General features: G+C 71.9%; 17 protein-coding genes. 9 read left to right on the top strand and 8 right to left on the bottom strand.

Going from position 1 to position 22,026, the window contains the following annotated elements:
• Window positions 1–121: 121 nt before the first annotated feature.
• The 7 genes from ABT084_RS22185 to pdhA all read right to left on the bottom strand — a co-directional run bounded on the left by ABT084_RS22185 (window position 122) and on the right by pdhA (window position 10,058).
• Window positions 122–529, bottom strand: coding sequence for a hypothetical protein (locus ABT084_RS22185; RefSeq protein ID WP_351046532.1), 408 nt, complete (start codon window positions 527–529; stop codon window positions 122–124).
• Entirely contained in the window at window positions 529–5,355 is a 4,827-nt protein-coding gene (locus tag ABT084_RS22180; protein WP_351046529.1) for a putative T7SS-secreted protein, read from the bottom strand. Before ABT084_RS22180 ends, ABT084_RS22185 begins: the two co-directional genes overlap by 1 nt.
• Window positions 5,355–5,921 (bottom strand): hypothetical protein, encoded by a 567-nt coding sequence (locus tag ABT084_RS22175; RefSeq protein WP_351046526.1) that lies wholly within the window; start codon window positions 5,919–5,921, stop codon window positions 5,355–5,357. Before ABT084_RS22175 ends, ABT084_RS22180 begins: the two co-directional genes overlap by 1 nt.
• Entirely contained in the window at window positions 5,918–6,211 is a 294-nt protein-coding gene (locus ABT084_RS22170) for an SseB family protein (protein WP_351046524.1), read from the bottom strand. The genes ABT084_RS22175 and ABT084_RS22170 overlap by 4 nt, the downstream gene beginning before the upstream one ends.
• A 196-nt stretch (window positions 6,212–6,407) precedes the next feature.
• The gene (locus ABT084_RS22165) at window positions 6,408–7,859 is read right to left on the bottom strand and encodes a dihydrolipoamide acetyltransferase family protein (protein ID WP_351046522.1); all 1,452 of its coding nucleotides are present in this window, start codon (window positions 7,857–7,859) and stop codon (window positions 6,408–6,410) included.
• Window positions 7,860–7,863: 4 nt separating this feature from the next.
• Window positions 7,864–8,844: an alpha-ketoacid dehydrogenase subunit beta gene (locus ABT084_RS22160; protein ID WP_351046519.1), complete on the bottom strand. Its 981-nt coding sequence runs from the start codon at window positions 8,842–8,844 to the stop codon at window positions 7,864–7,866.
• A gap of 2 nt (window positions 8,845–8,846) precedes the next feature.
• Window positions 8,847–10,058, bottom strand: coding sequence for a pyruvate dehydrogenase (acetyl-transferring) E1 component subunit alpha (gene pdhA / locus ABT084_RS22155; RefSeq protein ID WP_351046517.1), 1,212 nt, complete (start codon window positions 10,056–10,058; stop codon window positions 8,847–8,849).
• Between the two features lie 322 nt (window positions 10,059–10,380).
• Here pdhA and ABT084_RS22150 point away from each other — a divergent pair, with 322 nt between their 5' ends.
• Together ABT084_RS22150 and ABT084_RS22145 are read left to right on the top strand one after the other, a co-directional pair.
• A complete protein-coding gene (locus ABT084_RS22150; protein ID WP_351046514.1) occupies window positions 10,381–11,040 on the top strand; it encodes a response regulator in 660 nt (219 codons plus the stop codon).
• Between the two features lie 148 nt (window positions 11,041–11,188).
• Complete coding sequence (locus ABT084_RS22145; RefSeq protein ID WP_351046511.1) at window positions 11,189–11,605, top strand: pyridoxamine 5'-phosphate oxidase family protein; 417 nt, start codon at window positions 11,189–11,191, stop codon at window positions 11,603–11,605.
• Between the two features lie 83 nt (window positions 11,606–11,688).
• Here ABT084_RS22145 and ABT084_RS22140 read toward each other — a convergent pair whose 3' ends face one another.
• Window positions 11,689–13,263, bottom strand: a complete 1,575-nt coding sequence (locus tag ABT084_RS22140; protein WP_351046509.1) for a protein kinase domain-containing protein — start codon at window positions 13,261–13,263, stop codon at window positions 11,689–11,691.
• A 226-nt stretch (window positions 13,264–13,489) separates the two neighbouring features.
• On the opposite strand from ABT084_RS22140, the gene ABT084_RS22135 reads away from it, so the two are divergent.
• The 7 genes from ABT084_RS22135 (at window position 13,490) to ABT084_RS22105 (ending at window position 21,863) form a co-directional block, all read left to right on the top strand.
• A complete protein-coding gene (locus ABT084_RS22135; protein WP_351046506.1) occupies window positions 13,490–15,166 on the top strand; it encodes a protein kinase domain-containing protein in 1,677 nt (558 codons plus the stop codon).
• A gap of 120 nt (window positions 15,167–15,286) precedes the next feature.
• Window positions 15,287–15,820 carry a hypothetical protein gene (locus tag ABT084_RS22130; protein ID WP_351046503.1) on the top strand — a complete coding sequence of 178 codons (534 nt, stop codon included), beginning with the start codon at window positions 15,287–15,289 and terminating at the stop codon, window positions 15,818–15,820.
• A 76-nt stretch (window positions 15,821–15,896) separates the two neighbouring features.
• Window positions 15,897–16,565, top strand: coding sequence for a PadR family transcriptional regulator (locus tag ABT084_RS22125; protein WP_351046501.1), 669 nt, complete (start codon window positions 15,897–15,899; stop codon window positions 16,563–16,565).
• Window positions 16,558–17,334 (top strand): ABC transporter ATP-binding protein, encoded by a 777-nt coding sequence (locus ABT084_RS22120; protein WP_351046498.1) that lies wholly within the window; start codon window positions 16,558–16,560, stop codon window positions 17,332–17,334. The genes ABT084_RS22125 and ABT084_RS22120 overlap by 8 nt, the downstream gene beginning before the upstream one ends.
• Entirely contained in the window at window positions 17,331–20,180 is a 2,850-nt protein-coding gene (locus ABT084_RS22115) for an ABC transporter permease (RefSeq protein ID WP_351046495.1), read from the top strand. Before ABT084_RS22120 ends, ABT084_RS22115 begins: the two co-directional genes overlap by 4 nt.
• A gap of 82 nt (window positions 20,181–20,262) precedes the next feature.
• Entirely contained in the window at window positions 20,263–20,802 is a 540-nt protein-coding gene (locus ABT084_RS22110; RefSeq protein ID WP_351046494.1) for a bacterial proteasome activator family protein, read from the top strand.
• A gap of 176 nt (window positions 20,803–20,978) precedes the next feature.
• Entirely contained in the window at window positions 20,979–21,863 is an 885-nt protein-coding gene (locus tag ABT084_RS22105) for an NTP transferase domain-containing protein (protein WP_351046492.1), read from the top strand.
• Window positions 21,864–22,026: the final 163 nt, after the last annotated feature.

The following is a 22,026-nucleotide window of genomic DNA, read 5'->3' as shown; positions in this document are numbered from 1 at the left end:
GGATCGCCATCCCGGCCGGCGTGCCGTCGGGCAGGTGCGCCGGACGCCACCAGGACCGCTCGCCCGGGCAGTCGCGGCACTGCGCGAAGTCGTCCCGGCCCACGGCATGTCGGCCGCTGGGTCAGCGCCAGGTCCGGGCTCCCCGGACCACGCCCGCCTCCAGGTCCAGACGGCCCTGGAAGTCACCCGAGCGCGTGGCGATGACCAGGAGCGGCAGGCCCTCGGCGTCGCGGAAGGCGGTGTAGAACCCGAGCACCGCGTTCGGGTCGGACAGCAGGTCCCCGGGAGGGCTCAGCCGGAGCAGCTCCGAGCCGTCGGCGCGGTAGACGACCGCGTTGTCCTTCGGTGTGAAGGGCCGGGTGTCCAGCGCCTCCACCACCAGCACCAGCGTCTCGCCGTCGTGCGTCCAGGTCATGACGGACTGCGGCGGCTTGGCGTGGTGCTTCTCGACGGCGGTGTCGCCGTCGTTCCAGCGGACCGTGGTCTCACCGGCGGCCCAGGCGACCGCCATCTCCGGTTCCTGCGTCATTACTTGGGGATCTCCACGGGAGGGCCGACTGGGATCAGCCGGGCGCGGTCTTCGTAGTTCAGGATTTCCAGCTGGCTGACTCCGCCGGGCAGATGACCCAGCGCGGGGTCGGTCTGGGGCCCGATGATGCTCTCCTGGATCCGGATGGGATCGCCGGTGTCCGGGAAGCGGTACCGCTGGAGCATCGAGACGTCGTCCTTCCAGTCCGTGCGGATCGCCAGCTGGTCCCGTACGAACTGCTGGTTGGGTACGCCCTCGAACGTACCGAATCCGCCGGGGCTGGTGGCCGGCTGGCCCTTGGACAGCACCATGTTGAACTCTTCACCCGGCTGTGCGAGCCGTGAGGTGATCGGCGTCCCGTACATGTTCGGGGGTTCCCGCTCGGCCTTGGGCAGCGCCAGCTGTTCCTTGCCCGCCGCCGGGCAGCCGCTCAGGCCCAGCGGGTCGGCCCACACCAAAGGGTTGGTGACGTACGCGACCGGGTTGGGGGACGGCATCAGGCCCAGCGGGTCGGACGTGAGATAGCGGGCCGTCTCCGGGTCGTAGGTCCGGAAGTGATTGTGGTGGAGGCCGGTCTCCGGGTCGTAGTACTGGCCCGGGAAGCGCAGGGGCGTGTAGGCCGTCGCGTCCCGGTTCCAGCTCGTCGCACCCCACACGGTCGAGCGGGTGCGCCAGGCGATGGCGCCCTGCTCGTCGATCATCTCCGTCGGGGTACCGACCAGGTCGGTGACGATCGCGAAGAACCGGCTGTCGATCTCCTCTTGGGGGGCCTGGGAGGCCTGGGACGCCTGGGCGGTCCGGGATCCCCCGGTGGCCGCGGGCCGGATGGACTCCACCTGGGTGAGCGGGTGCAGACCGGCATGCGTCCAGCTGAGCGTGACCTCGTGCGGGCTGTCCCGTACGTGCGTCGTCTGCTCCACCAGGGTCGTGCCGTCCCAGGTGAAGAGGGTCTCCTCGAGGACCTCCAACTCGACGGCGGTCGACGGTGTTTCACGTGAAACGTCGTCGGTTTCACGTGAAACAGTCCCGGTTTCACGTGAAACATCGGCCGCGCCGAGCCGCTGCTTGCCGACGCGGCGGCCCAGCCCGTCGTACCGGTACCGCCAGCGGGTCCCGTCCGGGGTGGTCACCCCGGTCAGCCGGTCGTCCGCGTCCCAGGTGTAGCTCCAGGTGTCGGGCTTGCGCGAGAGCCGGGTCTGCTGCCGCAGGACCACCCGCCCCTGGGCATCGTGCTCGTAGCGGACCCGGCCCGCGCAGGTGATCCGGGTCCCGGAGTACGCGCGCTCGCCCACGGCGTCCGCGCCCGGGTGGGCCCGCGGCCAGTCGGCGGACGTCTGGTTGCCCGCCTCGTCGTAGGCATAGCGCTCCGACCAGGAGGCGGCGTCGACGCCGGTGACGCGGGAGGCGGCGTCCAGGGTGAAGGCCCGCGGGCCCGTCGCCTCGTCGTCGATCTCCAGCAGGTTGCCGTCGGCGCGGTAGGTGTAGCCGCGGCGTTGCAGGGTCCGCTGGTCCGAGCCGGTCACGTGCCGGGTGGTGAGCCGCCCCACGGCGTCGAAGGTGTGGTGCAGGGCCGCGCTCTGCCCGATGTGCCGGGTCAGCTCACGGCCCGCGGCGTCCCGATCGAAGGTCAGTGTCCGGCCCGAGGCGTTCAGTTCGGTGCAGTGGCCGGCCGCGTCATACGTCCAGTGCGCCCGCGCGCCACTGGGCGTCGTCCGGGTCACCGGACGGCTCAGCTCGTCGTACGCGTACCGGACCACCCGCCCGTCCACGTGTTCCTCGGCCAGCCGTCCGTGCCGGTCCCGGATGCGGACCAGCGTGGTGCCGTCGGCCGAGGTCACCGACGCGGGCAGGTCGAAGACGTCGTACTCGAAGGTCGCCGTGCCCGCCGGGGAGGTCTTGCGGACGATCCGGCCGAGCACGTCCCGCTCGTAGGCGATCTCCTCGCCCAACGCGTTCACGCGGGAGGCGAGCCGCCCGGTCGCGTCGTAGGTGTAGCTCAGGGTGCGGCCGTCGAAGTCCGCCTCCGAGGTCAGCCGGCCCGCCGCGTCGTAGGTGTACTCCCAGGTCAGCCCCTGGGGATTGCGTACGCCCGTCAGCCGCAGCCCCGCGTCGTAGGTGTAGGCGTACCGCACCCCGTCGGGGCCGGTCCGCGCCGCGAGGAGGTCGAAGTGGGTGTACTCGAAGCGGGTCACCCCGCCGGACGGATCGGTGAAGGCGGTGCAGTTGCCCTCCCCGTCGTAGACCCAGCTCCGTTCGCTGCCGTCCGGGTCCACCCGGCGGGCGGGCCTGCCCTCCGTGGTCCACTCCATGACGGTCACCCCGCCGAGCGGGTCGGTGACCTTGACCGGCCGTCCGAAGGCATCGCGTTCGAACCGGGTGACGGCGCCCAGCGGGTCGGTGGTGGACAGCGGGAGGCCCGCCGCGTCGCAGGTGATCCGGGTGACCGCGCCGAGCGGGTTGGTGACCTCGGTCAGGTGGCCGCGCTCGTCGTACGCGAAGGTCGTCACCGCGCCCGCCGAGGTGGTGAGCGAGGTGCGGTTGCCCCGCTCGTCGTACGTCTGGCGGACGACCGTGCCGTCGGCGTTCGCCACCCGGACCGGCAGGCCCAGCCGGTCGTACGCGGTCCCCGCCGCCCGGCCGTCCGGCCGGACCGACCGGGTGATCCGCCCGGTCTCGTCGTACTCCTGGTGGGAGGTCGCGCCCAGGGCGTCCGTGCGGGAGGTCGGCCGACCCTGGCGGTCGTAGGTGTAGCGGGTGACGGCGCCCAGCGGGTCGATGTCGGCGACCACCCGGCAGTGCTCGTCGATCAGATAGCGCCGCGTGGCCCCGGCCGCGGTGGTGACGCTGGTGACCCGGTGACCGGTGGCCGGGTCGAAGCCGTCGTAGTCGAGGGTGAGGGCGAGGTGGCCGCCACTGCCGCCTTCGGCGACGCAGCGGTCCTGGTCGTCGTAGACGTAGTCGTACCGGCTGTCGTTGGTGTCGGTCCAGGAGGTGATCCGGCCGCGCTCGTCGTAGGCGAACCGCAGGGGCAGCCCGGAGGAGTTGGTGACCTCCGTCAGATGCCCGTCGGTGTAGCCGTACGCCAGGATCCGCGGGCCGCCGGTCAGGTGCAGGGCGGTGATCCGGCCCCCGGCCGTCTCGAAGCGCAGGTGGTATCCACCGCTGTGGGTGATGCCCACCGGGGTGCCCTCGGCGTCGTACGCGAAGGAGATGACGTTCCCGTTGCGGTCCGAGAGCTCCGCGATCGGAGCCAGACCGTCCCCGTCCCCGTCGCGCGACGCCGTGGGCGGGGTGAACCGGCGGACGTGCCCGGTCGCCGGGTCCGTGAGCGTGTAGTCCCCGTCCGGGGTGCGCTCCAGGGGCCGGGGCGGGCCGGTGACGGGCAGCACCGGCACACCGGGCGCCGGGTGCGGGTACGCGATGAGGAGACCGTCCTCCGCGACCAGGACGACGCCCTCGGCGTCGATCTCCAGGTGCTGATCGACCGTACTGCTCCACGAGGGGCCGAACCAGCGCCCCGCCGTGTAGCCGGATTCCGCCCGGCGGCCGAACACCAGGGGGAGGGCGCCCGGCAGCACCACATCGGTCTGCGGCAGGTACATCCGCCCCGTGGCGAGGTCCACCGGGTCGGTACCGCCCGTGGTCCGCTCGCCGTCCGGGGTCTTGTGCAGGTCCGGGCCCTCACCGGTGAGTGCCTTGCGGCCGGGGCCCTTCGGGATGTCGTCCGCGAGCTTGGCGACCGTACCGGCCTTCTTGGCGAGCCCCAGGCCCTTCGTGCCGACGAGCTCCGGGAGGAGCTTGCCGACGCCCTCGGCGGGGTCCTTCATGAACTGGTCGAGCATCTGCTTGCCCGCGCCCATGGGGTCGTTGACGGCGGTGACCAGCCCGGCGAGGGTCGAGTTCAGACTGGTCGCGTACTCGGCGGGGTGCGTGAGGTTGTACGGGTCCGTCGGGTTGACCGAGCGGACGAAGTTCACGAGACCCGCCGTGCCCTTGATGACACCACCGGTCAGGTGCGTCTTGGCGATGTCGAGGTACTGCATGCCGTCGCCGAACTGCTCGCCGTACGAGGGCTTCGCCGGGGCCGCGTCGCGGGCCGCTCGGACCGCCGTCCTGGCCGTCTCCGCCACCTCGTTGCGCTGCCGGCGCGCTCCGTCGAGCTTGTCCTGCGCGGCCTTGGCCAGTGCCGTGCCCGGATCGGTGAAGGTCCCCGGCTTGGGCGGCAGGGTGTCCTTCTTCGCGTGGACGGCGTCGTTGTAGGTGTCGACCTGCTTGTTGTACGCGGTGCGGGCGTCGGTGGAGGCCTTCTTGGCCGCGTTGTAGTCGGCCAGTGCCTCCTTGGCCTGGCCCTGTGCCCACTCCACCGTCTCGGCGAAGCCGCCCATGGCGACCGCGGCCTTGCCGAAGGCCTCCCCCGCCGTGAACCAGCGCGGCGGTTCCTTCGCCACCGACTCCCGGAACGCGTCCGCCGTCTTGCCCTTCAGGCTGTCGGCGTCCAGTCCCTTCAGCCCACTGCCGACCTGATCGAAGGCGGCCTTGAAATCATGGAGGTGCGCGGCCTGGGCGCGGATCTTGGAGACGCTGCCGTAGACCAGCTTGGTGGGGTCCTCGGTCTGCCCCAGCTCCATCTCGGCTACATCGGCGCCCAGTTGGTTGGCGGCGGAGCGGCTCTTGTCGCGGATCCAGTCGCCCGCGTCCTCCAGCCCCACCTTGTCGGCCAGTCCGGCGACCTTGTCGCCGGTCCATTCGATGGCGTCGCCGACGTCCTCGGCCCGGTCCTCGACCCAGTCCTCGACCGAGTCCGGAATGAAGTCGCCGAGTCCCATTACTTGCCGCCCCCGTCACCGGTGGCCTGGTCGACCATGTCCTTGAGCGAGCCGATCTTGCCGGTGGTCATCAGCTTGTCCCCGGTCTGCGACCAGGTGTCCTTGATGTCCTGACCGCTCTTCGCGAAGGACTCGGGGCTGTAGTCCGGCTTGTAGACGTCCGCCCGGAAGATGTCGCCCCACGCCTTGTTCTCGATCTCGTCCTCGTTCGCGTGCGGATTCCCGTACGCCGAGTTGGCCGCGACCTTGAACGCGCCCTGGATGTAGTGGTCCTCCTCCCACAGCGTGCCCGCCGAGATGCCGAGGGCCTGGGCCAGGGTGCTCGCGTCCTGGATCAAGGAGCGCACTCCCCACTCCCAGTGCTCGCAGAAGTCCTCGAAGTCCGTGGCGAGTCCCGCGTGCCCGGCTTCCATCCCTGTCATCGACAGCGCGCTGAAACCGGCGCCCATCGACGCCCCGCCCTCGTCCGCGCCCGACTCCCGCAGCTCACCCACGGCCGCCCGCAGACCGTCCTGGATCTTCTTGACGGCCTCGGGTCCGACCGCCAGATCCTTCTCGCCGCTCACACCGTCACCGCCACGGCGTCCGGCACGATCCCCGCCACGGGCGGGAAGAGCATCCCGCCGTCCTCGTCCGCCACGTCCACGGCGATGCCGGTGGGGCCCTCGAGGGAGGGAACGACGGCGTCGGCCAGCCGGGCCCCGAGGATCGCGAGGTAGTCCCACTCCCGGTCCGCGGCCCCGCGGGCGTGCGCGAACCGGGCCAGGGCCGCTTCGTCGGTGAAGGCGTAGATCCAGCGGACGCCGCCCCACTGTCCCGACATCAGGCCGCCGTCCGCGAGGGGAGCGAGCAGCACCGCGCGCCGGAATTCTCCGAGCAAACGGTGCGGTTGACCCGATCCGCCCCGCATGGCGGTTATCTCCTCGGTCAGTCCCATGTTCCGAGCCCCGTTCCCGGCGGCGCTGGGTCGCCCCCGATTCGCACACGTTACTCAGCACCGATGGCCGGCCACCCCTGGGGGTGGCCGGCCATCGGCGAGGTGTCGCGGTCGGTCAGGACCAGGTGACCAAGCGCTTCGGGTGCTCCAGGACGGCCGCGATGTCCGCGAGGAAGCGGGAGCCCAGCTCACCGTCGATGAGACGGTGGTCGAACGACAGCGCCAGGGTGGTGACCTGACGTGCCTTCACCTTGCCCTTGTGGACCCACGGCTGGAGCTTGATGGCGCCGACCGCGAGGATCGCGGACTCGCCGGGGTTCAGGATGGGCGTACCGGTGTCGACGCCGAAGACGCCGACATTGGTGATGGTGATGGTGCCGCCCTGCATGTCCGAGGGGGAGGTCTTGCCCTCGCGTGCGGTGGCGACCAGTTCGGACAGGCTCTGCGACAGCTCCGACAGGGTCTTGGCGTGCGCGTCCTTGACGTTCGGCACGATCAGACCGCGCGGGGTGGCGGCCGCGATGCCCAGGTTCACGTAGTGCTTGAGCACGATCTCCTGGGCCGCCTCGTCCCAGGACGCGTTGACGTCCGGGTTGCGGCGGATGGCGATGAGCACGGCCTTGGCGATGAGCAGCAGCGGGTTGATCCGCAGCCCCGCCATGTCCGGGTCGTCCTTCAGCTCCTGGACGAGCTTCATCGTGCGCGTCACGTCGAGCGTGATGAACTCGGTGACGTGCGGGGCGGTGAAGGCCGAGCTGACCATGGCCTGCGCCGTGATCTTGCGGACGCCCTTGACCGGGATACGGGTCTCCCGCGCGCCCGGCGCCACCAGCGCCGCCGCCGGTCCGGCCTCGGCCGGAGAAGCAGGAGCCGGAGCCGCGGCCGCCGGAGCGGAGACGGGCGCGGCCTGCTGCGGAGCCGCCGCGGCGGTGGCCGCCGCGTGCACGTCCTCGCGGGTCACGACGCCACCGTCGCCGGTGGGCACGATCGCCGCCAGGTCGATGCCGAGGTCCTTGGCGAGCTTGCGCACGGGCGGCTTGGCGAGCGGGCGCTCGGCGCCCGCCTGTCCGTGACCGCCGTACCCGTTGCTGCCGTTCCCGTTCAGCACCGGAGCCGTGGGGGCGGGCACCACCGGGAGGGCCGGGGCGACCGGAGCCGCCGTGGTGGCCGCGGCCGGCGCCGCCTTGCGCGGCCGGCGCTTGGTGGAGGCCGTGGAGACGCCGTAGCCGACGAGGACGGGCTGGCGCGCGGCGGGCGCGGCCTCCGCCTCGGGAGCCGCCTCGGCCACGACGGCCGCGACGGCGGGGGCGTCGGCATCGGCGCCGGTCCGCACCGAGATGATCACCTGGCCGACGTCGACCGTGGTCCCCTCGGCGAAGCGCAGTTCGTGGACCACGCCGTCGAACGGGATCGGCAGCTCGACGGCCGCCTTCGCCGTCTCGACCTCGCAGACCACCTGGCCGTCCGTGACCGTGTCACCGGGCTGTACGAACCACTTGAGGATCTCGGCCTCGGTGAGCCCCTCGCCCACGTCGGGCATCTTGAATTCGCTGATCGTCACGAACATCTCCTCAGTACGCCAGCGAGCGGTCGACGGCGTCGAGCACCCGGTCCAGGCCGGGCAGGTACTCGTCCTCCAGGCGGGCCGGCGGGTACGGCGCGTGGAAGCCGCCGACGCGCAGCACCGGCGCCTCCAGGTGGTAGAAGCACCGCTCCGTGATCCGCGCGGCGATCTCCGAGCCGACGCCCAGGAACACCGGGGCCTCGTGCACGATGACCAGACGACGGGTCTTCTCCGCCGAGGCCTGGATGCCGTCGAAGTCCACCGGGGACATGGACCGCAGGTCGAGGACCTCGACCGACTTGCCCTCCTCGGCGGCGGCCGCGGCCGCCTCCAGGCACACCTTGACCATCGGGCCGTACGCGGCCAGGGTCACGTCCGACCCCTCCCGCGCGACCCGCGCCTTGTGCAGCTCGCCGGGGATCGCCTCGACGTCGACCTCGCCCTTGTCCCAGTACCGGCGCTTGGGCTCGAAGAAGATCACCGGGTCATCGCTCTGGATGGCCTGCTGGAGCATCCAGTAGGCGTCCGCCGCGTTCGACGGCGAGACCACCTTGAGGCCCGGGACGTGCGCGAACAGCGCCTCGGGGGACTCGGAGTGGTGCTCGACCGCGCCGATGCCGCCCGCGTAGGGAATGCGGATGACGACCGGCATCTTGATCTTGCCCAGCGAGCGCGCGTGCATCTTCGCGAGCTGGGTGACGATCTGGTCGTAGGCGGGGAAGACGAAACCGTCGAACTGGATCTCGACCACGGGGCGGTAGCCGCGCAGCGCGAGCCCGATCGCGGTGCCGACGATGCCCGACTCGGCGAGCGGGGTGTCGATGACCCGCTCCTCGCCGAAGTCCTTCTGCAGGCCGTCGGTGATCCGGAAGACACCGCCCAGCTTGCCGACGTCCTCACCCATGATGAGGACCTTGGGGTCGGTCTCCAGCGCCTTGCGCAGCGAGTCGTTGAGCGCCTTGGCGATGGTCAGTTTCTGTACCGGCATGGTCACTCCCCACCCTCGAAGGACGCGAGGTAGGCGGCGAACTGTGCGCGCTCCTCGTCGACGAGCGCGTGCCCGTCCGCATAGACGTTCTCGAAGATCGCCATGGTGTCCGGGTCGGGCATGGCCCGCACGACCTCGCGGACGTGCTTGCCGAGGGTCTCGCTCTCGGTCTCCAGCTCCTCGAAGAACGCCTCGTCGGCGGCTCCGCTCTCGAGCAGGTGGGTCTTCAGGCGCAGGATCGGGTCCTTGGCCTCCCAGGCCGCGCGCTCCTCGTCCCGCCGGTACTTCGTCGGATCGTCCGAGGTGGTGTGCGCACCCATGCGGTACGTGAACGCCTCGACCAGCGTCGGACCCTCGCCGCGGCGCGCGCGGTCCAGGGCCCAGCGGGTCACGGCCAGGCAGGCCAGGACGTCGTTGCCGTCGACCCGGACGCCCGGGAAGCCGAAGCCCTGGGCGCGCTGGTAGAGCGGGACGCGCATCTGGCGCTCGGTGGGCTCGGAGATCGCCCACTGGTTGTTCTGGCAGAAGAACACCACGGGGGAGTTGTAGACCGCCGAGAACGTGAACGCCTCGGCCACGTCGCCCTGGCTGGAGGCGCCGTCACCGAAGTACGCGATGACCGCGGAATCCGCGCCGTCCTTGGCCACGCCCATCGCGTACCCGGTCGCGTGCAGCGTCTGCGAGCCGATGACGATCGTGTACAGGTGGAAGTTGTTGAGGTTGGGGTCCCATCCGCCGTGGTTCACACCACGGAACATGCCCAGCAGGTTGGTCGGATCGACCCCGCGGCACCAGGCCACACCGTGCTCGCGGTAAGTGGGAAAGACGTAGTCCTCGTCGTTCAGCGCGCGGGCGCTGCCGATCTGGGCGGCTTCCTGGCCCAGCAGCGAGGCCCACAGGCCCAGCTCGCCCTGGCGCTGGAGCGCGGTGGCCTCGCCGTCGAAGCGGCGGGTCAGGACCATGTCGCGGTAGAGACCGCGCAGGTCGTCTCCCGTGATGTCCTCGACGAAGGCCATGAATTCCGCGTTCTCAGGATGGTCCGCGGCCGACACCCGGTGTCCCTCGGGCGTCAGCAGCTGTACGAGCTGGGGCTCGGCACCCTTTGCGGCTGCGGCAGCGGCTGCGGCGGTCTTGCCGGCGCTCGCGGCGCCAGCCGCTCGCTTGGTGCCGCTGCTGCGTCGCGGCTTGCGCGCGGCAGTGCTCTCCACGGTCACGTGTGCTCCTCCGTCGGTCCGGCACCCGGGTTCTCCGGGGACCAGTGCGGCTCGCCCAATCCTTGCGCGCGCACGGGGTGGGTGCGTCGCGGTGGGGATTCAGGCGTGACAGGTGCCCCGGCGAGTGCCCTGCGCAATGCACGTTACCCAGTGCGTCGCATATCTGCGAAACCCCGTTTGACCTGCGATTTTGCTTGGATTTCCAAGTAAATCCGAGGATCCGGGAACAACCACTGGTCACAGCCTTGCAGGGGGCCGGAACAACGGCACGTTATCCCGGCGGCTTGCGGCAGGGAAGAGGTGAGTGTGTGAAACTGATTCTGTGCGCGAAGACGGAAAAATCAAGGTATTCCTCCTGGACGACCACGAAGTGGTACGCCGAGGTGTCTATGAGCTCTTGTCGGTCGAAGAGGACATCGAGATCGTCGGTGAAGCCGGTACCGCGGCCGACGCCCTGGTCCGCATCCCGGCGACCCGCCCCGACGTCGCCGTGCTCGATGTCCGCCTGCCCGACGGCAGCGGAGTCGAGGTCTGCCGCGAGGTGCGCTCCGGCAACGAGGACATCAAGTGCCTGATGCTGACCTCGTTCGCCGATGACGAAGCGCTGTTCGACGCGATCATGGCCGGTGCCTCCGGATACGTCCTGAAGGCCATCCGGGGCAACGAGCTGCTGCACGCCGTCCGTGACGTGGCGGCCGGCAAGTCGCTGCTGGACCCCGTCGCCACGGCGCGGGTGCTGGAGCGCCTGCGCGACGGCAAGAAGGGCAAGGGCGACGACCGCCTCTCGAACCTCACCGAGCAGGAACGCAAGATCCTCGACCTGATCGGCGAGGGCCTGACGAACCGCGTGATCGGCGAGCGGCTGCACCTGGCCGAGAAGACGATCAAGAACTACGTCTCCAGCCTGCTCTCGAAGCTCGGCATGGAGCGCCGCTCCCAGGCCGCCGCCTACGTCGCCCGCCTCCAGGCCGAGAAGCGCTAGAGGGCCTGGCCTGGCCCGGCCCCGGCCCGGACTCCGCGTCCGCCGCGTGATGCCACGCGGCGGGAGGTTCGATTCGGGACCAACGTCCCCGATCCTCGGGGCGGGCTCCTCTTTCCCGGCGCCGCGGCGGTGGCGGACAGTGGACGGCATGTCCCCTGAGGAACTCCACGCCATCGAACTGCTGCGCCGGGTGCCGTACGGCCGTGTGGCCACCAGCATGCACGCGCTGCCCTTCCTCGCCCTGGCCCGCCACATCGTGGTCGACGGCAAGGTGGTGCTGAGAATGCACGCGGGCTTCGGTTATCACCAGGCCTGCAACGGCAGCGTGGTCGCCTACGGCGCCGACAACTTCAATACCGGTGACCCCCGGCTCTGGTCGGTGCAGTTCACCGGAACGGCCCAGGTCGTCGAGCCGACCACGGCCGAACTGGAACTCTTCGGTCCGGGTCCGCATTTCATCGACGGAGCGGTCTTCGACCCCGTCTACATGAGAATCGAACCGCAGTTCGTGACGGTGCACGCGCTGGCGGGTAATCCCGACCGGCAGTACCAACACGCCCTCTGACCAGCCTTTTCCTACAACTCCACGAACATTTACGGGCCCGGCGGAAGCAATTCCGCCGGGCCCGTGAACGCTGCGTGCGCGCCCTACTGATCGAAGATGCCGTTGGGGCCGTCTCCGACGGGCGGGGAGGCACTGTGCGTCGGCTTCGGCGAGGTCGGCTTCGTCGGCGGCGGGGAGCTCGGGGTCTCCGACGGCGCGCTGGAGGACTCCGTGGCCGACGGCGTCGGCGTCGGGCTGGCGCTCGCCGACCGCGACCGGTTCGGGGTCGACGAGTAGCTCTCGCGCGAACGCGAGGGCTCGGTCGAGTCCGAGGGCGAGTCCTGCGGGCTGCTGGGCTGGCTCTGCTCGCTGCTGGGCGGGCTCTGCGAGCTGCTCTGCTCGGTGCCGCCGGTCTTGCCCTTGCTGCCGGTCTGGTCCAGGGCGAAGACCACCCCCGCCGCGATCGCGATCACCGCGAGCGCCGCGAAGAGGACCATCTTCCAGCGGCCGCCGCCGGAGCCGCCCTGGCCGTGCCCGTTCCCCTGGCCGCCGTCGTGGTAGCCACCGCCGCCGGGGAAGGCCGAGCCGTCGTCCGGGTTCAGCGGCGGCACCATCGGCTGCTGGAACTGCGAGGTCGTGGCGTTCGAGGGGTACTGCTGGCGGCCGCCCGCGTTCCCCATCGGCATGCCGGAGGTCGGAGCCCCGCCGCGCCCGTGCGGCAGCGACATGGTGACCGGCCCGGTGTTCCAGGTGCCCGTGTTCGCGCCCTGGTCCTGGAGCATCTGGAGGGCGTACCCGACCAGACCGCGCATCTCCTCGGCGCTCTGGAACCGGTCGTCCGGGTCCTTGGCCAGGGAGCGCATGACCAGGCCGTCGAGCTCCTGCGGGATCGCGTGGCCCTCGGGCAGCTGCGAGGGCGGCACCGGCGCGTCCTGCACGTGCTGGTAGACCACCGAGAGCGGGGTCTCGCCCGTGAACGGGGGCCGCAGCGCGAGCAGTTCGTACAGCAGACAGCCGGTCGCGTACAGGTCGGAGCGGTGGTCGACGGCCTTGCCGAGGGCCTGCTCCGGGGAGAGGTACTGCGGGGTGCCCATGACCATGCCGGTCTGGGTCATCGTCGACTGCGCGCCGTGCAGGGCGCGCGCGATGCCGAAGTCCATCACCTTCACCGCACCGGTGTTGGTGATGATGACGTTGGCGGGCTTGATGTCGCGGTGCACGATGCCGTGCTGGTGCGAGTAGGCCAGGGCCTCCAGCACGCCGGACACGATGATCAGCGCCTGGTCGGGGCCCGGGGCCTCGGCGCTGATCAGCAGGTCGCGGATGGTGCGGCCCTCGACCAGCTCCATCACGATGTACGGAACGACGTTGGGGCCGACCCGGTCCTCGCCCGAGTCGTAGACCGCGACGACGGCGTGGTGGTTCAGGCCCGCGACCGACTGTGCCTCGCGGGTGAAGCGGGCCTTGGAGACCGGGTCCTCGGCGAGGTCCGCGCGCAGCAGCTTGACCGCGACGGTGCGTCCGAGACGGACGTCCTCGGCGGCGAACACCTCCGCCATGCCGCCCCGGCCGAGGCGGTGGGTCAGCCGGTACCGGCCGTCACCCACGATCCCGCCGGCGCCCCAGTGCTCAGGACCATCAGCCATCCCGGCGCCGTTTCCCTCGGGTTCGGGTGCCATCAGTCCTCGCCGTCGTCTCTCTGGGCCGCACAAGCGGTGGGTCTTGTTCGGAGTGCTCCGATGAACGCTACAGCCTCGGCGCGGCTCGCCGACCGGGGTCGAGGTCCTGTCCCCGTGTGGTCACGGAACGGGTACCTGGCTTGACGTGGGCTTGCCCTCCGGCAGACTGGGCGCGATATGCGCTCTGTCAGACGCGTACGCACACCGCCGAGGGGAAGCAGAAGTCATGAGCCAGGACGGCACTGAGGGCCGGTACGCAGGCGGGTCCTTGGCCGGTGGCCGTTACCAGCTGCGGGACTTGCTCGGCGAGGGCGGCATGGCGTCCGTGTACCTCGCGTACGACTCCGCGCTCGACCGCCAGGTCGCCATCAAGACGCTGCACAGCGAGTTGGGACGCGAGCAGTCCTTCCGCGAGCGCTTCCGCCGCGAGGCCCAGGCTGTAGCGAAACTGTCGCACACCAACATCGTGTCGGTGTTCGATACCGGCGAGGGTGACCTGGACGGCATGCTCATGCCGTACATCGTCATGGAGTACGTCGAGGGACAGCCGCTCGGCTCGGCCCTCCAGTCGGACATCACGCAGTACGGGGCGATGCCGGCCGACAAGGCCCTCAAGGTGACCGCCGACGTGCTGGCCGCCCTGGAGACCTCCCACGAGATGGGCCTGGTCCACCGGGACATCAAGCCGGGCAACGTGATGATGACCAAGCGCGGCGTGGTCAAGGTCATGGACTTCGGCATCGCGCGCGCCATGCAGTCCGGTGTCACGTCCATGACCCAGACCGGCATGGTCGTGGGCACGCCTCAGTACCTCTCCCCCGAGCAGGCGCTCGGCCGGGCCGTCGACGCGCGCTCCGACCTCTACTCGGTCGGCATCATGCTCTTCCAGCTGCTGACGGGCCGACTGCCGTTCGAAGCGGACTCCCCGCTGGCGATCGCGTACGCGCACGTGCAGGAGGAGCCGGTCACGCCGTCCTCCATCAACCGCGCGGTGACGCCCGCGATGGACTCGCTGGTCGCCCGCGCGCTGAAGAAGAACCCGAACGAGCGCTTCCCCACGGCCGCCGCCATGCGCGACGAGGTGCTGCGCGTGCTGTCGGCGGGGCAGACCGCGGCTCCCTCGATCGTTCCGGGCGCGCCCGTGAGCAGCGGCGCCGGCGTGTCCTCGGCGGTCTTCCCGCCGGTGGACTCGGGATTCCAGGCCCCGCCGCAGCAGTCCCTGCAGCAGCCGTACCAGCCGTCGCCGTACGGGCCCCCGACTCCCGCCGCGCAGCACCAGCAGACGCCGCCGCCGCACGGGTACGCCTACCCGCCCCAGCAGCAGCACACCCCGCCGCCGGTGCCCCAGCAGCACGCCCAGTACGCCCCGCACGCGCCGCAGACCCCGCCGCCCTTCACGATCTCCCCGGTCACCCAGAGCGGTTCCGCGAGCGGCGGCAGCGGCGGCTCCTCGGGCGGCGACCGCAACACCCCGGTGATCGTCGGGGCGATCGTGGTGGCCCTGCTCGCGATCGGCGGCCTGATCACGGCGCTCTCGATGAACGATGGCGGGGGCGGCACCGACGAGCCGACCGTGGCCTCCTCCGCGAGCACCTCGCCCTCGGCCAAGGGCGGCCACAAGGGCCCGGACACCACCCGCACGATCGACCCGTCGAAGTGCAAGGAAGCCATGAAGTCGTACAGCGACGCGACGAAGGTCGACGCGCCGGACTTCCGGTACAAGAACGTCCGCTCCGTGAAGGAGTGCATCCAGGCCGCGGGGTGGAAGGTCACGATCCAGACCCGCGACGAGGCGGTGTACGGCCAGGACACGGTGCTGGAGCAGCTGCCCGCGGCCTCGACCGACGTGCCGAAGAACGGCGCCGAGTTCACCCTGGTCGTCTCGACCGGAGACCCGCAGTAGCGGCATTCGCAGGACAACGGCATCCCGGGCACCCCTGATGGGGCGCCCGGGATGCCGCTTTTGCCCCACCATGTAAATCTGAGCGGAACACCTCGGTCGCTCGGACGGGAGGGGCTCCCCGTGACGCAGTACCTCCGTCGGCTCGCCGGCACCGCGCTGGCCGTCGCCGCCCTCACGCCCGCCCTCACCAGCGCCGTCACGACCCTGGCCGCGACGCCCGCGCAGGCCGCACACGCCGCGCACGCCCGCACCGCCGCCACCCGCGTCGTCACCGCGCGCATCGCGCCCGCCCACACCGCCCCCGCCCCGGTCCGCCACGTCCTGCCGAGGCCCGACGGGCCCACGGACGACGAGCTGGCGGGCAGCGCCGCGGGCGCCGGACGCGAACACCCCGGCCGGCCGGCCGACGAGCCCGCGAATCCGGAGACCGTACTGGCCTCCCGCCCGCTCCCGATGCGGCCGCGCCCCGTCGAACAGATCGCGCCCCCGCGCACCCAGCCGCCCCCGTCGGCCGCGCCGCCGGCCCAGGCGCTGGGGACCGGCCCCAACGAGCGGGCCGCCGATCTGGCCGCGCACATACTGCCGCTCGGCACGGGATTCGCCCTGATGGGAGTGGGTCTCGGCTACATGGGAATGCGGCTGCGCCGGGGCTGACCGAGGCCCCATCCCCCTTTCGGACTACACCCCAAGACGGTTGTCGCGGCCTGCATACTCGGTATACATACTGAGTATGTCCATTCGCCACGGCCTTCTCGCCCTACTGGAACGGGGACCTCGGTACGGCTCTCAGCTGCGCACCGAGTTCGAATCCCGCACCGGATCCACCTGGCCCCTCAACGTCGGGCAGGTCTACACGACCCTCGCCCGGCTCGAGCGCGACGGCCTGGTCGCCCCCGGCGGCGAGGACGCCGCGGGCCACACCCTCTACGCCATCACCGACACCGGCCGCCACGAACTGCGCGGCTGGTACGAACGCCCCGTCGACCGCACGAACCCGCCCCGCGACGAGCTGTCGATCAAGCTCGCCATGGCCGTGGGCGCACCCGGCGTGGACGTCCGCGCCGTCATCCAGGCCCAGCGCCACGCCACGATCCGAGCGATGCAGGACTACACCCGCCTCAAGGCACAGGCGCTCGCCGCCATCGAGAGCGGGAAGTCCCAGGAACGCGACGACGTGGCCTGGCTGCTGGTCGTCGAGCAGCTGATCTTCCAGACCGAGGCCGAGGCCCGCTGGCTCGACCACTCCGAATCGCGGCTGGTACGGCTCTCCGTCCTGGCCGAGCGGGGAGCCGTACCGCCCACACCACCCGCGGCCGATCCCCGACCCGACCCGGCCCCGGCCGCCTCCGCCTCCGCCACCACCGCACAGCCGTCCCAAGGGGGACTTCCGCATGCCTGACCAGCACCAGCACCCGCACCCCGGCCGTCCCGCCCAGGACCACCAGCAGCCCGTCCTCCAGCTGGACCAGCTCGTGCGCACGCACGGCAGCGGCGCCACCGAGGTCCACGCCCTGCGCGGCATCAACCTCTCCGTGTACCCCGGGGAACTCGTCGCCGTCATGGGCCCCTCCGGCTCCGGCAAATCCACCCTGCTGACCCTCGCGGGCGGCCTCGACACCCCCAGCGGCGGGCGCGTCATCGTCGAGGGCACCGACATCACCACCGCGAGCCGCAAGCAGCTGGCCGCCCTGCGCCGCCGCAGCATCGGCTACGTCTTCCAGGACTACAACCTCATACCGGCCCTCACCGCCGCCGAGAACGTGTCCCTGCCCCGCGAACTGGACGGCACCTCGGCCCGCAAGGCCCGCGTCTCCGCCCTGGCCGCCCTGGAGGAGATGGGTCTGGCCCACCTCGCCGACTGCTTCCCCGACGAGATGTCCGGCGGCCAGCAGCAGCGCGTGGCCATCGCCCGCGCCCTGGTCGGCGACCGCCGCCTGGTCCTGGCCGACGAGCCGACCGGCGCCCTGGACTCCGAGACCGGTGAGTCCGTCCTGGGTCTGCTGCGCTCCCGCTGTGACGCGGGCGCCGCCGGCGTCATGGTCACCCACGAGCCGCGCTTCGCGGCCTGGGCGGACCGGGTGGTCTTCCTGCGCGACGGCGGCGTCGTCGACGAGACCACGCGCTCCCAGGCCGACTCCCTGCTGTCGGGTCTGGGGACCGCCCAGTGAGGACCTGGTACCACTCCTGGATCGCGGCCCTGCGGATCGCCCGCCGCGATGCCTGGCGCGCCAAGGGCCGCAGCGCCCTGGTCCTCGCCATGCTGGCGCTGCCCGTCATCGGGGTGAGCGCCGCCGACCTCACCCTGCGCAGCGCCGCGCTCTCCCCCGACCAGTCCCTGGACCGCCAACTCGGCACCGCCGACGCCGAGCTGCGCAGCTCGGGCCTCGGCGTCCCCATCTACCAGCGGCCCGACGGCGAGAGCTACGCGCCCGTCGGCGGCTACAAGGACTTCGCTCCGGCCAAGGACAGCGAGCGACAGGACACCGCCAAGGGCGCGATCCCGGCCGGCGCCGAGAGCGTCAAGAACAGCCTCGGCTACGGCAAGGTGCGGACCACGCACGGGCTGCTCAACACCCAGATGCGCGAAGTGGACGCCGCCAGCCCGCTGGTCGAGGGGCTGCTCACGCTCGACCGCGGGCGGCTGCCGCGACAGAGCGGCGAGGTCGTCGCCACCAACGCGTTCCTCGAGGAGTCCGGTTACTCCATCGGCTCCGAGGTCACCCCGCGCGGCATGAAGACGCCGTACAAGATCGTCGGCGCCTACGAACTGCCCAGCCATCTCAAGACCTCCGAGCTGCTCGCCCCGCCCGGAACCCTGCTCGCACCGCTCGAACGCGCCCTCACCGAGGCCGGGATGAACAGCATGCGGAGCACCGACACCTACCTCGTGAAGGTGGGCGGCGAAGGTTTCACGTGGAACATGGTGAAGGAGGCCAACAGCAAGGGTGCGGCCGTCCTCTCCCGCGCCGTCATGCTGGACCCGCCGGCCGACTCCGACGTCCCCCTCTTCAAGCAGGAGCCCCGGAACCAGTTCACGGGCGAAGCGAGCCGCACCACCGAGATGGCCATCGCCGCGACCGTCGTCGGTCTGGCCCTCCTGGAGGTCTGCCTGCTGGCCGGACCCGCCTTCGCGGTCGGCGCCCGGCGCTCGCGCCGCCAGCTCGGCCTGGTCGGCGCCAACGGCGGTGACCGGCGCCACATCCGGTCGATCGTGCTCTCGGGCGGCCTGGTGATCGGCGCCACGGCGGCCGTCATCGGCACCGGCATCGGCGTGGCCCTCACCGTGGCCTTGCGGCCGCTGCTGGAGGAACAGCTCGGCGTCCGCTTCGCCGGGTTCGACCTGAGGCCTCTGGAACTCGCCGGGATCGCCCTGCTGGCCGTACTGACCGGCCTGGTGGCCGCGATCGCCCCGGCCGTCACCGCCTCCCGGCAGAGCGTGCTCGCCTCGCTCACCGGCCGCCGCGGGGTCCGCAAGTCCAACCGGATCCTGCCGGTCCTCGGCCTGCTCGCCCTCGCCGGGGGCGTCGCCATCGCCCTCTACGGCACGGTGTCCGGCATGGGCTTCGTGGTGGTCGCCGGTGGCAGCGCCATCGCCGAGCTGGGCATCGTCGCCATGACCCCGATGCTGGTCGGCCTGTTCGGCCGGCTCGGGCGCTGGCTGCCGCTCTCGCCGCGGCTCGCCCTGCGCGACGCGGTGCGCAACCGCGGCCGCACGGCCCCCGCCGTGGCCGCTGTCCTGGCCGCCGTGGCCGGCACCGTCGCCGTGGCGACGTTCCAGCACAGCCGGGACGTCCAGGGCGCGCACGAGTACGTCGCCAAGCTGCCCGGCGGCTCCGGCTACGCCATCGTCAACGAGACCGGCGCCTACCGTGACGTGCCCGCCGTCCGCGACGCCCTCGCCCGGCAGTACCCGCTGGGCGTACGGGCCGACGTGGACCGGCTCGTCGTCGGCAAGGCCAACTGCGAGCGGTACGGAGACGTCGTCAAGGGCTGCGGCCGGGCCGAGGTCATCGTGCCCAAGGAGCAGCGCTGCCCCCTCGACGAGGCCGAGCACGGGCCCGCTTCCTTCGGCCTGGCAGAGCAGAAGAAGCTGCTCGCCGACTGGCGCTGCGCACGCTCCGAGCACTCCACGCGGTACGAGACGGTCGTCGCCGACGAAAAGCTGCTGACCGCCCTGGCGGTCACCGACCCGGGCACGGTCTCGGCCCTCAAGTCGGGCCGGGCCGTCTCCTTCGACAAGCGCAACGTCAAGGACGGCAAGGTCACCATCCGGCTGATCACGGACTTGGAGAAGGCCAACGCGGCCAAGTCCACCCACAAGGAACTGCCGGGCCAGGACAAGGTGTTCCCCGTCCACGAGGCGCCGGCGAACACCGAGGGGTACGGGATCCAGCTGATCCTGCCCCCCACCGCGGTCAAGGCCGCCGGGATCGAGAGCGCCCCCTTCGGCGCGTACTTCACCCTCGACGGCACGCTCTCCTCCACCCAGCGCCAGCAGCTGGCCGGCGACCTGGACCGGCTGGGCTCGGACGCCGACGTCTTCGTCGAATCCGGCTACCAGGCGCCCTCCGACATCACCACGCTGGCCCTGGCCCTGTTCGCGGGTCTCGTCACCATCGGCGCGGCGGGCATCGCCACCGGCCTCGCCCAGGCGGACTCCGAGGCCGACCTGAAGACCCTGGCCGCGGTCGGCGCACCCCCGCGGGTGCGGCGCACGCTCAGCGGCTTCCAGTGCGGGGTGGTGGCCCTGATGGGCGTGGTCCTGGGCTCCGCGGCGGGCATCCTGCCCGCGGCCGGGCTCCGGCTCGTCGAGCGGCGCGACCAGATGCACCTCTACGAGAACCTCGTCGCGAACGGCAACGAGCCGGCCGGGACCCCCGCGCCCTGGGTGCCCATCGAGGTGCCGTGGGAGACCGTCGCCGGGCTGCTGATCCTGGTCCCGCTCGGGGCGGCCCTGCTCGCCGCCCTGGTCACCCGCTCCAACGGCGCGCTGGCCCGCCGGGCCACGGGCTGATGCCGGTGCCCCGGACAGGTTGGATCACGCCTGTCCGGGGGCACACCGTGTGAGTACGAAGGTGTGCGAGAGAATGGGCGGCATGGAGATGCCGACGAGTGACCGGTCGCAGGACAGCCCCCCGCACGTCCTCATCGTGGGACAGGACGGGACGGCGGTCGGCGGCGCCGAAGACGAGTCTCGCGAGGTCCCGGTGACGGAGATGGTCGAACAACCCGCCAAGGTCATGCGGATCGGCAGCATGATCAAGCAGCTCCTGGAAGAGGTCCGCGCCGCTCCTCTCGACGAGGCGAGCCGCGTCCGCCTCAAGGACATCCACGCCGCTTCGGTCAAGGAGCTCGAAGACGGACTGGCTCCCGAGCTGGTCGAGGAACTGGAGCGGCTCTCCCTGCCGTTCACCGAGGAGGCCATTCCCTCCGAGGCGGAACTGCGCATCGCGCAGGCCCAGTTGGTGGGCTGGCTGGAAGGTCTCTTCCACGGCATCCAGACCGCCCTGTTCGCCCAGCAGATGGCGGCCCGGGCCCAGTTGGAGCAGATGCGCCGCGCGCTGCCGCCCGGCTCCGGCCACGAGGACGACGAGGACGGCGGCCACGGGGCCATCCGTTCCGGGCCGTACCTGTAGCCCCGGCTCCCCTGTCCCCCGCACCCCGGCGTCGCCCGCGCCCCGCCACCCCCGCAAGGGGGCGGCGGGGCGCGGGTCTTCCCCCGGGCGGTGCCGTCCACCCTGCTCTCCGGGCCACGTACACACCGGCCCAGCGGGGTCCGCGGCGCGCGACACGGCCCCCGCATACTCGGGACATGACGTACCACGCGATCGTGTTGGCCGGCGGCGCCGCGCGACGGCTCGGCGGCGCCGACAAGCCCGCCTTGAGCGTCGGAGGGCGGGCCCTGCTCGACCGGGTGCTCGACGCCTGTGCCGACGCGGCGGACACCGTCGTGGTCGGCGGCCGCCGCCCCACCTCCCGGCCGGTGCGCTGGACCCGCGAGGAGCCGCCCGGGGGCGGTCCGCTGGCCGCGCTGGCCGCCGGGCTGCGGCACACCGACGCCGAGTGGGTGCTCGTACTCTCCGCGGACCTGCCGTTCCTGGACCGGGAGACGGTACGGGCGCTGCGCACCGCCGCGGCCGGGGCCGCCCCGTCGGGCGCACCCGTGGACGGGGCCCTGCTGCGCGACGCCGACGGGCGGGACCAGCCGCTCGTCGCCGCCTACCGGGCCGCGTCGCTGCGCCGCGGGACCGCCCTGCTGGCCGCCGAGCACGGGAGCCTCGGCGGGCTGCCGCTGCGCGCGCTGACCGCCGGGCTGGAGCTGGCCCGGGTGAGCGCGGCCGCGCCCCTCGCCTCCTTCGACTGCGACACCTGGGACGATCTCGCGGCCGCGCGTGCCCGGATCAGGGAGCATGGGTCCGTGCTGGACGAATGGATCACCGCCGTCAAGAACGAGCTGGGCATCGACGTCGCCGTCGACACCAAGACCCTGCTCGACCTCGCCCGCGACGCCGCCCACGGCGTCGCCCGCCCCGCCGCCCCGCTGACCACCTTCCTGGTCGGTTACGCGGCGGCGCAGGCCCAAGCCACCGGGGCCGACCCCGCCGAAGCGGTCGCCGAGGCCTCCCGCAAGGCCGCCGCGCTGGCCCTGCGGTGGGCGGCCGAAGCCGACACCGCCGACGAGACCGGCTCGGGATGACCCCCGCCGACGCCACCGACGCCGAACGCGCCCTGGACGAAGCCCTGGCCGCGCTCACCCGACCCCTCGCCGCCCCCGGCCGCCCCGACCCGGCCCCGGGCGGAGCCGCCGGGTGCGGGGCGGGACCGTGCGCCGACCCGGCGCACGCCGACGCGGGGGGTAC

This window comes from Streptomyces sp. NPDC002138 (genome assembly GCF_040296485.1).
Taxonomy (GTDB): Bacteria; Actinomycetota; Actinomycetes; order Streptomycetales; family Streptomycetaceae; genus Streptomyces.
This window is presented reverse-complemented; position numbering and strand designations above follow the sequence as displayed.

Excerpts from the sequence above, each read along its gene's own strand:
- ABT084_RS22185 (WP_351046532.1), bottom strand. The coding sequence starts at position 529 with ATGACGCAGGAACCGGAGATGGCGGTCGCCTGGGCCGCCGGTGAGACC.
- ABT084_RS22180 (WP_351046529.1), bottom strand. The coding sequence starts at position 5,355 with ATGGGACTCGGCGACTTCATTCCGGACTCGGTCGAGGACTGGGTCGAG.
- ABT084_RS22165 (WP_351046522.1), bottom strand. The coding sequence starts at position 7,859 with ATGTTCGTGACGATCAGCGAATTCAAGATGCCCGACGTGGGCGAGGGG.
- ABT084_RS22160 (WP_351046519.1), bottom strand. The coding sequence starts at position 8,844 with ATGCCGGTACAGAAACTGACCATCGCCAAGGCGCTCAACGACTCGCTG.
- ABT084_RS22145 (WP_351046511.1), top strand. The coding sequence starts at position 11,189 with ATGTCCCCTGAGGAACTCCACGCCATCGAACTGCTGCGCCGGGTGCCG.
- ABT084_RS22140 (WP_351046509.1), bottom strand. The coding sequence starts at position 13,263 with ATGGCACCCGAACCCGAGGGAAACGGCGCCGGGATGGCTGATGGTCCT.
- ABT084_RS22135 (WP_351046506.1), top strand. The coding sequence starts at position 13,490 with ATGAGCCAGGACGGCACTGAGGGCCGGTACGCAGGCGGGTCCTTGGCC.
- ABT084_RS22125 (WP_351046501.1), top strand. The coding sequence starts at position 15,897 with ATGTCCATTCGCCACGGCCTTCTCGCCCTACTGGAACGGGGACCTCGG.
- ABT084_RS22120 (WP_351046498.1), top strand. The coding sequence starts at position 16,558 with ATGCCTGACCAGCACCAGCACCCGCACCCCGGCCGTCCCGCCCAGGAC.
- ABT084_RS22110 (WP_351046494.1), top strand. The coding sequence starts at position 20,263 with ATGGAGATGCCGACGAGTGACCGGTCGCAGGACAGCCCCCCGCACGTC.
- ABT084_RS22105 (WP_351046492.1), top strand. The coding sequence starts at position 20,979 with ATGACGTACCACGCGATCGTGTTGGCCGGCGGCGCCGCGCGACGGCTC.